This window comes from Peptoanaerobacter stomatis (assembly GCF_000238095.2).
Classification (GTDB): domain Bacteria; phylum Bacillota; class Clostridia; order Peptostreptococcales; family Filifactoraceae; genus Peptoanaerobacter; species Peptoanaerobacter stomatis_A.
In genome coordinates, this window is sequence record NZ_JH815225.1 from 1,678,274 (window position 1) to 1,692,781 (window position 14,508).

The 14,508-nt window shown below is 30.5% G+C and carries 17 protein-coding genes; 15 read left to right on the forward strand and 2 right to left on the reverse strand.

The annotated features are described in order from the left end of the window. Nucleotides 1–120: 120 nt before the first annotated feature. Entirely contained in the window at nucleotides 121–711 is a 591-nt protein-coding gene (locus HMPREF9630_RS07370; RefSeq protein WP_009527875.1) for a peptidoglycan recognition protein family protein, read from the reverse strand. Between the two features lie 485 nt (nucleotides 712–1,196). Between HMPREF9630_RS07370 and HMPREF9630_RS07375 the strand changes: the two genes are divergently transcribed. The 15 genes from HMPREF9630_RS07375 (at nucleotide 1,197) to HMPREF9630_RS07440 (ending at nucleotide 13,593) form a co-directional block, all read left to right on the forward strand. After that, nucleotides 1,197–1,727, forward strand: a complete 531-nt coding sequence (locus tag HMPREF9630_RS07375; protein WP_009527876.1) for a sigma-70 RNA polymerase sigma factor region 4 domain-containing protein — start codon at nucleotides 1,197–1,199, stop codon at nucleotides 1,725–1,727. 9 nt (nucleotides 1,728–1,736) lie between these two features. Beyond that, nucleotides 1,737–1,889: a YvrJ family protein gene (locus HMPREF9630_RS10110; protein WP_009527877.1), complete on the forward strand. Its 153-nt coding sequence runs from the start codon at nucleotides 1,737–1,739 to the stop codon at nucleotides 1,887–1,889. Nucleotides 1,890–2,172: 283 nt separating this feature from the next. After that, nucleotides 2,173–2,385 (forward strand): DUF1659 domain-containing protein, encoded by a 213-nt coding sequence (locus tag HMPREF9630_RS07380; RefSeq protein WP_009527878.1) that lies wholly within the window; start codon nucleotides 2,173–2,175, stop codon nucleotides 2,383–2,385. 19 nt (nucleotides 2,386–2,404) lie between these two features. After that, nucleotides 2,405–2,620: a DUF2922 domain-containing protein gene (locus HMPREF9630_RS07385; protein WP_009527879.1), complete on the forward strand. Its 216-nt coding sequence runs from the start codon at nucleotides 2,405–2,407 to the stop codon at nucleotides 2,618–2,620. A gap of 352 nt (nucleotides 2,621–2,972) precedes the next feature. Next, nucleotides 2,973–4,358 carry an aminopeptidase gene (locus tag HMPREF9630_RS07390; RefSeq protein WP_009527880.1) on the forward strand — a complete coding sequence of 462 codons (1,386 nt, stop codon included), beginning with the start codon at nucleotides 2,973–2,975 and terminating at the stop codon, nucleotides 4,356–4,358. A gap of 291 nt (nucleotides 4,359–4,649) precedes the next feature. Continuing rightward, nucleotides 4,650–4,970 carry a hypothetical protein gene (locus tag HMPREF9630_RS07395; protein WP_009527881.1) on the forward strand — a complete coding sequence of 107 codons (321 nt, stop codon included), beginning with the start codon at nucleotides 4,650–4,652 and terminating at the stop codon, nucleotides 4,968–4,970. 4 nt (nucleotides 4,971–4,974) lie between these two features. After that, nucleotides 4,975–5,331 (forward strand): hypothetical protein, encoded by a 357-nt coding sequence (locus HMPREF9630_RS07400; RefSeq protein WP_009527882.1) that lies wholly within the window; start codon nucleotides 4,975–4,977, stop codon nucleotides 5,329–5,331. A 293-nt stretch (nucleotides 5,332–5,624) separates the two neighbouring features. After that, nucleotides 5,625–7,346: a phospholipase D-like domain-containing protein gene (locus tag HMPREF9630_RS07405; protein ID WP_009527883.1), complete on the forward strand. Its 1,722-nt coding sequence runs from the start codon at nucleotides 5,625–5,627 to the stop codon at nucleotides 7,344–7,346. 74 nt (nucleotides 7,347–7,420) lie between these two features. Continuing rightward, a complete protein-coding gene (locus HMPREF9630_RS07410; RefSeq protein ID WP_009527884.1) occupies nucleotides 7,421–8,287 on the forward strand; it encodes a ComEC/Rec2 family competence protein in 867 nt (288 codons plus the stop codon). After that, complete coding sequence (locus HMPREF9630_RS07415; RefSeq protein WP_009527885.1) at nucleotides 8,288–8,995, forward strand: class I SAM-dependent methyltransferase; 708 nt, start codon at nucleotides 8,288–8,290, stop codon at nucleotides 8,993–8,995. A gap of 89 nt (nucleotides 8,996–9,084) precedes the next feature. Continuing rightward, a complete protein-coding gene (gene rimI, locus HMPREF9630_RS07420; protein WP_009527886.1) occupies nucleotides 9,085–9,531 on the forward strand; it encodes a ribosomal protein S18-alanine N-acetyltransferase in 447 nt (148 codons plus the stop codon). Between the two features lie 96 nt (nucleotides 9,532–9,627). Beyond that, a complete protein-coding gene (locus HMPREF9630_RS07425) occupies nucleotides 9,628–10,380 on the forward strand; it encodes an ABC transporter ATP-binding protein (protein ID WP_009527887.1) in 753 nt (250 codons plus the stop codon). A 480-nt stretch (nucleotides 10,381–10,860) separates the two neighbouring features. Next, entirely contained in the window at nucleotides 10,861–11,835 is a 975-nt protein-coding gene (locus HMPREF9630_RS07430) for a methionine ABC transporter ATP-binding protein (RefSeq protein ID WP_009527888.1), read from the forward strand. Further along, entirely contained in the window at nucleotides 11,835–12,485 is a 651-nt protein-coding gene (locus HMPREF9630_RS07435; RefSeq protein ID WP_009527889.1) for a methionine ABC transporter permease, read from the forward strand. Before HMPREF9630_RS07430 ends, HMPREF9630_RS07435 begins: the two co-directional genes overlap by 1 nt. A gap of 262 nt (nucleotides 12,486–12,747) precedes the next feature. Then, the gene (locus HMPREF9630_RS07440) at nucleotides 12,748–13,593 is read left to right on the forward strand and encodes a MetQ/NlpA family ABC transporter substrate-binding protein (RefSeq protein WP_009527890.1); all 846 of its coding nucleotides are present in this window, start codon (nucleotides 12,748–12,750) and stop codon (nucleotides 13,591–13,593) included. Here the strand turns inward: HMPREF9630_RS07440 and HMPREF9630_RS07445 are convergent. Continuing rightward, on the reverse strand, nucleotides 13,590–14,507 hold the full coding sequence (locus HMPREF9630_RS07445; protein ID WP_009527891.1) for a sensor histidine kinase: 918 nt from the start codon (nucleotides 14,505–14,507) through the stop codon (nucleotides 13,590–13,592). The two genes, HMPREF9630_RS07440 and HMPREF9630_RS07445, sit on opposite strands and share 4 nt — an antisense overlap. Nucleotide 14,508 lies beyond the last annotated feature (1 nt).

Consider the following 14,508-nt stretch of genomic DNA (forward strand, 5'->3'; position numbering starts at 1 on the left):
ATATAATTATATAGCATTAAAACAAATAGCTTGGAGGAGATAATCCATATCATATAGGTAACGCTGTTTACAATATCTTTAGTTAATAAATTTGTGTTGTCACATAATCTATCTAATACATCATTCAATATTTCTATTGTTTTTTAGTATAAGTAATTTTGTGTTTACATCTTTTCTGAAATTGTTCATAGTAAGCCCCACATAATTCCATATATGCTCTACGTCGGAGTGGTCGCTGGCATAGCCTAATTTGTGTGCTTCACTGTGTGAGAGTATGGTATATGGTTTGAGAGGGTTTAATGAAAATATCTTACATAAATAGGCAAAATATTCTACTGCAAGGCAGTAAGTTTGTTTTACATATCTTTTTGTATAAATGGGGTCTGTATCTTCAAACAATCCTCCTTTTATATATCTTATGCTTTTGGGCTCTGTGAGTTCTATCCCTATATATCCGCTGTTGTAGCTACCTTTTTGTCCTTTCCCGCAATGCCAACCTCTATAATTATATGGTAAAGTTTCGTATATTGCATAAGTTGACACAAAAGCGTGTACGCATTTATATACACCTGCTTTGTTCCAACTTTTTATAAAATTCATCGGATTTTCTACGTTGCAACCTACGCTGTGTATCATCAATCCTCTTATATTCATCTTTGTAGCTGATTTGTAGCAGTCGTTATTTGTGAGATGTTGCTTTATTATATTCATATTACTACCTCCTATATAATAGAAAATATATTCTATAAAATATTTTGTGTTATCACTTGATATGTCTATTAAAATTTTATGATTGTAATTGCAATGTATATATCAATACAATTGCAATAAACGTTGAAAATACAACTAATTAATAAAGCTGAATACATTGAAAATAAAAATGTATCTATTAAAAAATATCTGCAAATTTAAAAAAAGGTATACAAAATTTTAAAAATTTTATGCTTGAATTATAGAATATAATTTTTTATAATATATATCGTAATATAAATATCAATAAAAAAATAAGCAGGGCATCACATATTTTCGTATGTATAGATTTTGCTTTAAAATACTTATTTTTAATGTTTATATATTTATAGAACAGTTTCATTTTTATAAGTATATCTTATTTGAAATAATATTTTTTAGTAATGAAACGGATATTGTATTAATTGTAAATTAGAAAATATTTTCTATTGATTGGAGGCGGAACGATGAGGAAGAATGAGTATAGTTATGTTGAAAATCTTGTTAAAATTTTTTTTGAAGGTGATGAATATGCCAAAGATGAGGCATTATCTGAGATAATAGAGTGTTTTAAACCGCTTATTGTAAAGCTTATGTTCAGATATTTTTCCGTATATGATGAAGATATCATGCAAAGTGCGATAGTGGAGCTTATTGAAAGGACTGTGAGCTATGATTATCTGCATTACAACAGATTTGCAGGATATATAAAGAGGTTTATGGAATTATATTTCAAACGAATGTATTTTAATAATATTAATAGCTGTGAAATAATTTGTGATGATATGTATATGAGCGAGATGTCTTGCAATGATGTTTACAGTGTGGAAGTGGACAGCATGATGAGTATGCTGAGCGATTCGCAAAGGTATATAATAAAGAATAATGTGCTTGAAAATAAGAAATTGCAAGAGGTGGCAATAGATATGAAGATATCGTATGTATATGCCAAAAAGATAAAGAAATCGGCGCTTGATGTTATGAGAAAAAACATATAGGAGGATATTATGCAATATAATGAGATAGTGAATTTGGTGGGCAATATGGGTTTTCCGATAGGGATAACAATATATGTGCTTATAAGGTTGGAGTCAAAAATGGACAAATTGAACGAGAGTATAAACAAACTGACAAATGTGATTGATTATAACAAAGAATGATTAAAAATGAAAACTTTTTGATAGATTTCAGAATATCTTGATTTGAATATGATTTATTATAAAAAATTTTTTGTATACTTTTTTATAAAAAATCGGATATTAATTATTGAAAGGCGAAGATAAGCCTTCAAAAAAATGTTTATAATTATAATAAACTAAGTTTAAACTTTCTTTTTAGTTAAAATGAATTTATTGAGTTACAGACTTTATACTTTTTTAAAAGAAAGTAAATAAAGCGGTTTATTATAAATGTTTAATTTTACTTAGTAAAAGGAGAAATATTATGAATAAAAATATAAAGGCAAGAAGTATAAAATTCAAATATCAAACAGGGGTGTCTGCTACAGGCAAACCGAAATATTCTTACAATACGATAGGCAATATAGACTCTGCTGTAAGTGACGAGATAATATTCGGTATGGTGGAAGTGATTGCAAAAGTTCAGCAAACACCGTCTGCTGATGTGGAAATAGCTGAAACAACAGTATTAAACTAATTGAAAATGGAGGATGATTATGAATACATTAAAATTGAAATTTAAAATGGCAGATGCGAAGGAAAAGACAGTGAGTATAAAAAATGCTAAGGAAACAGCTTCGCAAGCTGATATAAAAGCTCTCGGCAACTATATAGCGACAAACTCTATGCTTAATTATGCAGGTAATAAAGTGTTGAGCTTTGTGGGAGCGGTGATGATTGACAGCAGAGAAACTAAGATATCTGCAGAATAGATATTAAAAGAAAAACACATCTATAGTTTTATAGGTGTGTTTTTTTGCGTTTATATTAAAATCCGATTAATACTAAAATCTTATAAAATATTGGAAATTTATAAGTGATTTTATAAAAGTGTTGCACTTAACTTGACAATCTATCATTAATTTTTGCAATAAAGCATTTATATTGATGCTATACAATTATATAATTTATCTGTAACTTTATTGGGAAATGGTATCATAATAAATATAGAACGGTAATGATGTATAAAATGCCACATATTGACGCTATATAAAACGTACGTTATAATATATTTATTAAATTTCAAAAAATAATTATTATTAAAAAATATATAAGGAGAGTGTTATGAAGAGAGAATTTGAACCTAAAAATGTATGGAAAGAAGTAGAACATAAAGAGATTATGGATTATGCAAAAAGATATATGAACTTTTTGGATATAGCTAAAACTGAGCGTCTTGCTACAAAACAGATAGTAAAACTTGCAAAAGAAAACGGATTTAAAGATTATGAAGAATTTGTAAAAATCGGCAAGATAAATGTTGGGGACAAGATAGTATATAATCACAAGGGTAAATCAGCAGTGTTGTTTGTAGTGGGTAAGAAACCTATAAAAGACGGCATGAACATAGTGGGTGCACATATAGATTCACCACGTCTTGATATAAAGGCTTGCCCTTTATATGAAGATTCGAATATGGCTCTTTTTAAAACTCATTATTACGGTGGGGTTAAAAAATATCAATGGACTACAATACCTCTTGCTTTACATGGGGTAGTTTTTACAAGAGAAGGTAAGGAAGTGGAGATTTCTTTTGGAGATTCAGATGATGAGCCTGTATTATATATAAATGACTTGTTAATTCACCTGTCAGCAGACCAAATGGAGAAAAAAGCAAGTAAAGTTATAGAAGCTGAGCAACTCAATGTTGTTGTAGGACAGATACCTCTAAAAACAGATGATAAAGAAGTAAAAAACTATGTGAAAGAAAATATATTGAAGATATTGGAAGAAAAATACGGTATAAGAGAAGAAGATTTTATGACTGCTGAGCTTGAGATAGTGCCTGCCGGAAAATCAAGACATGTGGGATTGGACAGCTCATTTATCGCAGGACATGGACATGATGACAGGGTTTGCTCATATGCCGGAATGGAAGCGATATTCAAAGTACAAGATGTAGATACATCAGCAGTTTGTTTGCTCACAGATAAAGAAGAAGTGGGCTCTATGGGTAATACCGGAATGGAATCAAGATTTTTTGAAAATCTTGTGGCAAATTTGATTGCTATGCAAGAGGATTACAATGATTTGAAGATAAGGTCGGCTTTTGCAAATTCGCAAGTTTTGTCAGCTGACGTTAATGCGGCATTCGACCCTACATTCCCTGAGGTTATGGAAAAGAGAAATGCAGCACTTGTGGGACATGGTATAACTATATCAAAATATACAGGTGTAAGAGGAAAAGGCGGTTGCAATGACGCAAATGCCGAATTTTTGGCTATAGTTAGAAAAGTGTTTGATGACAATGATGTTATATGGCAAACAGGCGAGCTTGGCAAGGCAGACCAAGGTGGCGGAGGTACAATTGCCTATATTCTTGCAAATCTCGGCGCAGAGGTGCTTGATTGCGGAACGCCTATGCTAAGTATGCATGCACCTATCGAACTTGTAGGAAAAGCAGATGCATATATGAGTTCAAAAGCATATTTTGCATTTTTAAATCGTTAGGAACAATTTTTAATCAAGCAGATAATAGAGCGTATCTGAAAAAATATTGTAAAAATCGAAATTTTTTCTAAAATACTTTTATATGATAAACTGAATATTTTTCGGATATGCTCTAAGTTTGAAATAGGATAGATAATTTTAAAATATCTTTCATTATTATACTAAAATTTAATATAATAATGGATATACTTGTTTTTTAGAATTTATTTCCTGATTAAAATTAAGTATAATCAAAGTGGAATATCTGTTAATTAAACGAACAGCGATATTAATTAAAAGCAGGAGGGAATTATGTTCAAAACAGTGATAACATTAAAAGATAACTTGGACGATACAACTCTGTCAAATATGAAAAAAATTGCGGACAAACATTTTGATACACGCATAGATAAATTGGAAAATGTAAGTAGCGACAAATATGTACTTATCTACCAAAGCGATAAGGAAAGCGGTTATGGAGCTACACTTGATGGCAACTGCACATTGTATTTAGAAGAAGAATTCAGAAATAATGTAAAAAGCTGGACTTGGCAGGATACAGATGAAGATGATGTTGAAGATGTGCTTGTAGAGCTTGCAATTCCTGTCATAAGACCGAGAAAGATAGTGTAATATTATGTCAAAAATTTTAAAACAAATAGCATTTGATTTAGATACGAAGTCATTAAAAATATATTATCCGAAAAATAATTGGCGAAAAGCATATGAAGATATAAAAGAATATATGTATAGTAATAATTTTATCTGGATACAAGGTTCGGTATATACATCGAAAATAGGTATGTCTAACTCAAATGTAAGAAATATAGTAAAAATTCTTCAAGATGATTATAAATATCTAAATAAATGCGTGAGAGATATAGTTGTTACCAATATAGGAAAAACATACAAATTAAACAATTTGTTTGATAAAGATATGGATATACCTACAAAGAAAGAGTATCAAGAACAAATTCAGATTAAAAACACATAGATAAGATTTTACAAAATAGATTCATACTAAAGCTTAAATAGAATAATGGATAATTTATACGAGAAATCTATAAATAGTGTTATATTTTTATTAAATGTACACAATATTATTTATTTCTATAGCTTTGTTTAGTTTTTTATTATACAACTGTTAGACGTGTGCAAAATGTAGTCTATATAGTTATTCACAACTATATACAGTATAATAATGCAGTTATATTTATATATTGCTGATAGAATATATTTTTTTATTTTGCACATCTTTATCCAACTGTACAAAAGGAGGAAGATAGAATGCGAAAACTGAGATTAAGAAAAAAACGAAGAGAGAAAATGAACGTTCAACCGATAGCTATAACTTCTCTTCTTTTTTTTGTACAACTTATAATACTTTTTGAAGTCTATACGAGATTGGACAAGTATCAGGGAGTATTCAACATATCTTGGCATTTAATATCAATAATTTTGGCACTTTTCATAATAAATAAAGAAGAAAATTCGGCATATAAAATAGCGTGGATTTTACCTATGTGTGTGTTTCCTTTAATAGGTATAATATTGTATGTACTCATAAAAGTATTGCCGGGAACAAAACAATTATCAGATGTATTGAAAACTAAGATATGTATGTCAAGTCAGTACATACATCAAAATGAAGATGTACTTAAATCTTTTAAAGAGGTAGACAGTAATTATGCGTCTATGGCAAAATTTTTGTATGAATATGAGAGTTTTCCTTTATATGCAGATACAAAATTAGAGTATTATTCGCTTGGAGAATATGCTTTTGAGAGCATAAAAAAAGAGCTTTTAAAAGCAAGAGATTATATATTTATAGAATTTTTCATAGTTTCAAGAGGATATATGCTCACAGAAGTGTTGGATATTCTTGAAAAGAAAGCCAACGAAGGTGTAGAGATAAGATTTATGTATGACGGGGCGAATATGTTTTCGCTACCTGACAATTACAGTGAGTTTATAAGTTCAAAAGGAATCGACTGCAAAATATTTTCGCCGGTAAAACCTATAATATCTTCATATCAAAACAACAGAGACCACAGAAAAATTATAGTTATAGACGGAAAAATAGGGTTTACAGGAGGTATAAATATAGCTGATGAGTACATTAATAAAAAAGAAAGATTCGGACATTGGAAAGACTGTGCAATCAGGATAGAAGGACATGCTGTAAAAAGTCTTACAGCTATGTTTTTGCAAATGTGGAACGTAAACGAAAAAGATAAATATGAAATGGAAGATTACAATACTTATTTGCTCACAGAAAAACAGAAAAGACTTAAAATCACTCATAAAAAACTTGTAGATGTGAATGGGCTTTTGCATGAGAAAAAAAGATATCAGTTGAAAGAAAAATTAAAAAATAATCCGAAACAAAAGGTTAAAATAAGAGAAAATTTACTTACATTTAAGTGTAAAAATTGTGTCATACAACCTATGAGAGTATATGCCAACTATGCTATACCTTATGGTGATTATCCGAGTAATATGAATAATACGGCAGAAGCTATATATATACATATACTTTTTTATGCGAAAAAATATGTTGATATTATGACGCCATATCTTATAATAGATGACGAGCTTATAAATGCGATGAGTATGGCGTGTAAGCGAGGTGTAAGAGTAAGGTTGCTACTTCCCGGCATACCTGACAAAAAAATACCCTATATGGTTGCACAGAGCTATTTTACGGCGCTTATGGATGCAGGTGTACAAATATATATTTATACAAAAGGTTTTGTGCATTCAAAAGTTTTTGTAAGTGATGATATTGTAAGCACTGTCGGTACGGTAAATTTGGATTATCGTAGTTTATATTTGCATTTTGAAAATGGTATATTTTGTTATGACAGAGAATTGGCGCTTGATATAGAAGAAGATTTTGAGAATACTCTCAAGACGGCAAAACTTATGACACATCAGGAGTATAGGAATATATCTGTTTTTAACAGGCTTTTGGGAAGGCTTTTTAGAGTATTTGCCCCTCTTATGTGATGATAGTTATGTATATTTTTCTTGATATATTCAGCGATTTTATATAAATATTTTAAAGAGAATTGATTAAAATTATGAAAAAAATAAGTTTAAAACAAAAAATTATAATAATTTTGCTGTTGACATCTGTAATTTATACGCTGTATCAGAGGTTGCAGGGCATATACAATACAAGTCCTACTTTACAGGTACATTTTATAGATGTCGGTCAAGGCGACAGCACGCTTATAATAACTCCTGACAAAAAAACTGTATTGATAGATGCCGGAGATGAGCAACATTCGAGTAGAACAACTGGTTATATAAAATCTCAAGGTATCGACAAGCTTGACCTCGTAATAGCAACTCATCCTGATGCCGATCACATAGGCGGTATGGATAAGATTATAAAAAACTTTGATATAGGTATGTTTTCTATGCCACTCGTTTCAAAGGATACTAAACAATACAAGGAGATAAAACAGGAGCTGAAAAATAAAAAATTAAAAAATAAACCGCTTTATACAGGTGATGGTCTTAGTATAGGAAAAGATGTCAAATTACAAATACTTTCACCACAAAAAAATAGAACCTATAGCGACACCAATGAGTATTCAATAGTCGCAAGACTTTTATATAAAGAGGTGTCTTTTTTATTTATGGCGGATGCAACTATGGAAAATGAGATTGCAATTATAAACGATTTTGATGATATAAGAGCGGACGTGCTTAAACTTGGACATCATGGAAGCAGTACATCCACATCTGATTATTTTTTAGGTAAAGTAAATCCGAGCATAGGGGTAATATCTTGCGGAAAAAACAACAAATACGGACATCCGCATAAAGAAGTTATGAATTTGCTTGAAAAATACAATATAATGATATTCAGGACAGATGAACAAGGCAGTATTGTGCTTTATAGTGACGGATATAAAATTTATAGCAGGAGAGGTAAATAAATGGAGCTTAAACAGGAAATAATAGAGTATTGGACATCAAGAGCGAAGGATTTTTCAAATCTTCATCAAAGAGAGCTGGAAGATATTAAATCCGGCAGATGGTTGGCAGAAATATCTCCTTATTTACAAAACAAAAATCAAAAAATATTGGATATAGGAACAGGGAGCGGATTTTTTGCCATACTCTTGTCAACTCAAGGATATGAAGTTACAGGTATTGATTTGTGCGAGGAGATGATTGAGTGTGCAATAAATAATACTAAAACAGTTGGGACGGATGTAAATTTTATGGTAGATGATGCTGAAAATCCTGATTTTGAAGATGAGAGCTTTGATATAATAGTGACACGAAATCTCACATGGACACTTCCTAATATGGAAAAAGCATATGAAAAATGGCATAAGATATTAAAAAAATATGGAGTATTGATAAATCTTGACGGAAATTACAACGCCAACAAATTGTTGGAAACGCCAATACCGAAAAAATGTTCACATTCAATATTGAGCGATGAGCAAAAGAAAAAATGCAACAAAATATATTCAGAGCTTGAAAAAAGGGTAAGACCGGCATATGATGTAGAAGTTTTGAAAAACATAGGCTATAAAGTATGCGAAGTGGATGAAAGTTTAAGCGACAGAATATATAAAGAAAGAGATGAATTTTACAATCCTGTCAGAATGTTTAAAATAGTGGCAAAAAAATAATTAATAACTATATTGAGTTAAAAGTGAGTTATATTATTTTTATTTTGAAAAAGGCGAAGTAATTATAACACATAAAGAAGGAAATAGTTATGGAAGACGTAAAAATATTGAAAATGAGGGAAGAACATATAGAAGATTTGCTTGAGATTGAAAAGCGTTGTTTTACAGATCCGTGGACAAAAAAAATGTTTGAAGACGAGCTTTTAAATCCGTTGGCTTATTATATTGTGCTTGTTCAAGATGAAAAAATAGTCGGCTATGCAGGGTTTTGGGATATAATAGATGATGCTCAGATAATGAATGTTGCAGTGGATATAGAATATAGGGGTAAAGGCTATGGCAATTTAATTATGGAGGATTTTATAAAAGAAGCAAAAGATAGAAATCTTGATACTATGAGTTTGGAGGTCAGAGTATCAAACGAGCCGGCAATAAAACTATATGAAAAATACGGATTTGAAGTGCAAGGCAGACGAAAAAAATATTATCAGGACAACGGTGAAGACGCTTATATAATGTATTTGTTTGACTTGTAACCATATAAAAAATATCTATGTTTATTAGAATAATATAGAAATAAAAGCTATATGGTATTTCAAATGGAGAATTGTATTAGCATAAAAAGGGATTGTATGGATAAAATATTGGAAATAAAAAATTTGAGTGCAGGATATGACAATAAAAAAATCATATCTGATATAAATTTAAGCGTGAAAAACGGACAGAGCATTGCGATAGTGGGAGAAAGCGGTGGTGGAAAAACTACGCTTGTAAAAGCTGTAACCAATATGTGCGATATATATTCAGGAGATATATTATTTGAGGGTAAAAGCATAGTAAATATCAGCAAAAAAGAGATAAGAGAAAACAGAAAGCACATACAAATGATAATACAGGATTCACACTCAGCCTTTAACCCGAGTATGAGCATAAGAGATTATATAAAAGAGCCTATGAAAAATTTTTATAAATATGACGATAAAAAATGCCTTGAAAAAACAAAAGAATTGTTGAATTTGGTGAGTTTGGATGAAAGTGTGTTGGATAGGAGTCCTAATTCTCTCAGCGGAGGACAAAGACAAAGAATAGCTATAATAGGAGCACTTTCAGTAAATCCTAAACTTTTGATTTGCGATGAGATAACATCTGCATTAGATGTTTCCGTAGGCAAGCAGATAATGGAATTGTTGGACTATATAAAGTCTAAAACCAATATGACCATAATATACATATCTCATGATTTGGCATTGATGGCAAGTGCTTCAGATGAAATATTTATAATGAATGACGGAAAAATAGTAGAGCAGATTTCAAGCAAAGATTTAAAAAAATCACAAAACATATATACCAGAAAACTTTTAGATGCAACATATGTAATAGATTAAAAAATACTGCTGTTTTTATATAATTAAACAGCGGTGTTTTTTATGTATATTTTTATAATTTATAGGCTTTAATATAAATAAAACTTATAGCCGATAATAACTAATATATATCGTAAAATACTGTAAAAATGAATGATTTAGCTTGACAAAAGATATGAAAAAATATAATATATTGGAATGTAAATTAAAAATTAGCTTAATCTACTGTAATATATTTTAACATACTATAAAATAACCATTATTAAATTAAAATTAATATTATTTTCTAATAAAATTATGGATAACTTGTATAATTATATAAAATTAATACATAGTCTACCAGAAAAATTAATTGTTATAATTTTTCGTTATTCTATAAGATTTTAGTATAATACTATCTTTAGTAAGTATATAGATTATAATGATTTTTGAAAATATTTTTATTTTTTATAGTATGGACTTGTGTTTAAGTAAATACTTATAAAATTTTAGGAGCAATAGATGATAAAAATAGAGCATTTAAACAAAACGTATAACAATTCGGTTAAAGCTCTTGATGATATAAATCTTGATATTGAAAAAGGAGATATATTCGGGATAGTGGGTCTATCCGGTGCAGGAAAGTCATCTTTGGTGAGATGTATAAACAGGCTTGAAGAACCTGACAGCGGTAAGGTTATAATAGGAAACTCGGATATATTGAAACTTGGAAAAAACGAACTCATTGAGCAGAGGAAAAAAATAGGAATGATATTTCAAAATTTTAACCTTTTCTCATCTATGACAGTATTTGAAAACATAGCCTATCCGCTAAGATTGGCTAAACAAGATAAAAATTATATAAAAAAGAGAGTTAAAGAGTTATTGGAAATAGTTGATTTACAAGATAAGGCGGAAAGCTATCCGTCACAGTTGTCAGGTGGACAAAAGCAAAGGGTAGGTATAGCAAGAGCTATTGCCAATAATCCTGATGTACTTCTTTGTGATGAGGCTACATCGGCGTTAGACCCTAAGACAACAGGGCAGATACTATCGCTTTTAAAAGATATAAATAAACAAACTTCGCTCACTCTCGTCATTATAACTCACGAAATGGAAGTTATAAAACAAATATGTAACAAGGTTGCAATAATAGAAAAAGGTAAGATAATAGACAGCGGTAAAGTTATAGATTTATTCTCAAAACCTGCAAATGAAAGAACAAAACATTTTGTAGAATATGATTATAAATTGCCTGAAGGTATATATAAAGGTCATCTGATGTCGCTGACATTTACAAGTGAAGTTGCCTGTACAGCAATTATTTCTAAAATTTCAAGAAGGTACAACATAGATATAAATGTAATTTCCGGAAATATAGATTATATACAAGGCGAACCGCTTGGGAAATTGTGCGTTGAAATACCGAAAGATTACGATATAGATGAAATAAAATCAGAATTTGAGCAATATAATGTAAGAGTGGAGGTAATATAATGCAAGATATGATAAGAGTTTTATATGAACCACTTTTAGAAACCTTATATATGGTAGGGGTATCTACATTATTTACCGTGTTGATAGGATTACCGCTTGGAACAGTTATAGTTATAACATCTGATAATCATATAATGCCTAAAAAAGTGTTAAACACAGTTTTATCATATATAGTGAACATAACTCGTTCATTCCCTTTTATAATACTTATGATAAGCATATTTCCGCTGACAAAATTTATAGTAGGGAAAAAAATAGGAACGACAGCGGCTATAGTTCCGCTTGTTTTTGCAGCAACACCTTTTTTTGCAAGGTTGGTAGAAACTTCACTTAGAGAAATACCGTGGGGAGTTATAGAGGCGGCGCTTTCCATGGGCTCTACTACAATGCAGATAATAAGGAGAGTTATGATACCGGAGGCATTATCATCAATAGTTCTCGGCATAACTACAACTGTGATCAGCATACTCGGATATTCAGCTATGGCAGGTTCTATCGGTGGCGGAGGACTTGGCGACTTGGCGATAATGTATGGCTATCAAAGATGGCAGACCGATATAATGATAATTACGGTAATAGTCCTTGTAATATTGGTACAAATAATTCAAAGCATAGGCAACAGGATTGCCAAAAGATTGGATAAAAAATAAAGCGTCAGTTTCTGAAACTTTTAAAAGTGTATACGACAAAATCGCAATCATTATTTAATTGTTAACTATGTACTATACTGATATTTGCTTAATTGACAGATGAGCTTCATATTATGTTTTTGTTTAATTTAACAAAAATAATTGAAAAATAAAATATATATTATTTTATTAAATATTAGTATAAAAAAAGATTGGTATAAACTAAAAAATGTTTCAGTAAAATAAATTGTTTAATAAATTTTAAAACTTGGAGGTAAGTTAAATGAAGAAAAATATTAAAAAACTATTGGCATTTGCATTATCAGCATCTATTTTATTGGTAGGTTGCTCAAGTGGAGGAAATGAAAAGCAAGGAACTGCTAAGGAAGAAAACAAAACTGCTCCTGAAGAACAAGTATTAAAAATAGGTGCAACACCTGAACCGCATGCAGCGATATTGGAATCTGTAAAACCTGCACTTGAAAAAGAAGGCATAAAATTGGATATACAAGTATTCAATGATTATGTAATACCGAATACAGCATTGGAAGAAAAAGATTTGGACGCAAACTATTTTCAACACCAACCATATTTGGACGAGTTCAACGCTCAAAAAGGTACACATATAGTATCAGCAGGAACAGTTCACGTTGAGCCTATGGCTGTATATTCTAAAAAATACACCGCATTGAGTGATTTGCCTGAAGGTGCTACAATATCATTGCCGAATGACCCTACAAACGGAGGTAGAGCACTTATACTTCTTCAAAAAGAAGGATTAATCAAATTAAAAGACGGAGCAGGACTTACTGCAACAGATAAAGATATTGTAGAAAATGCTAAAAATTTCAAATTTGAATTATTAGATGCCGCTCAATTACCAAGAACACTTGATGACGTAGATGCATCAGTAATAAATACAAACTATGCATTAGATGCAAAGCTTGACCCTACAAAAGATGCGCTTGTTGTAGAAGATAAAGAATCTCCATATGCTAATATAGTAGCAGTAAGAGAAGGAGAAACAGAAGATCCGAGAATACAAGCACTTATGAAAGCTCTTAACAGTGAAGAAACAAAAAAATTTATTGAAGAAACTTACAAAGGTGCAATAGTACCGGCATTTTAATTAGCTGTACATTTTGGAAAAGATAGACTGAAAATTATAGTGTTATCTTTTATTACGGCATTTATTTGCCCACCTGATTTTTCAGTTAGAGTTTTTGCTATTGATAAGCCAAGACCTGTTGATTTACTGCCACTTGACCAATCAACGGAGTAGTTTCGCTTGAATATATCTTGTGTAGAATTTACCTTAAAATTTGCAGGCAGAGTATTTGATATGCTAACATCGTAGGTGTTTTTCTCGGCATTATCTTTTAAGGAAATATCTATTTTTTCTCTTCCGTATATAAATGAGTTTTTTATAAGATTTGAAAATATTCGTTCAAGTGAAGTTTTATCAGAATATATCATACTTTTATTTGAAGGTATATCTATATTTATCTTATCATATACCTGCTCAAGCTCACTGTAATAATTGGCGATAATCTCTCTAAGTGTTTGACTTAGAGAGATTTTTGATATTACGAAAGGATAGTCGAAACTGTCGATGGATGTTATGGAATAAAAATCTTCTACCAAAGCTGACAGCGACATACTCCTGTTTTTTACAATATTTAAGTATTTTATCTTATCTTCTTGTGAAATGTTGTTATCTTCCAATAGGAGTTGCATATATCCACTTATAGAAGTAAGCGGTGTTCTGAAATCGTGTGATATGGAAGTTGCCATACTTTTTAGGCTTTCCTTTGCAGTTTCAAATTCTTTTTTTTGCTCAAGCAATTCCTGTATTATCAGATTGATTGAATTTAAAAGGCTTGGAATAAATACGAAATAGCTTGTTTTTATAGGACTTGCAGAGCTTTTTTGTATTATTAAATTGAGTTGAAACTCGATTTTTCTCTGCTCATTTCTGTTCCATATTACATATATTATAAATAATATGATTGCACATAAGAATCCTGATAAAAAGTAAAGCATT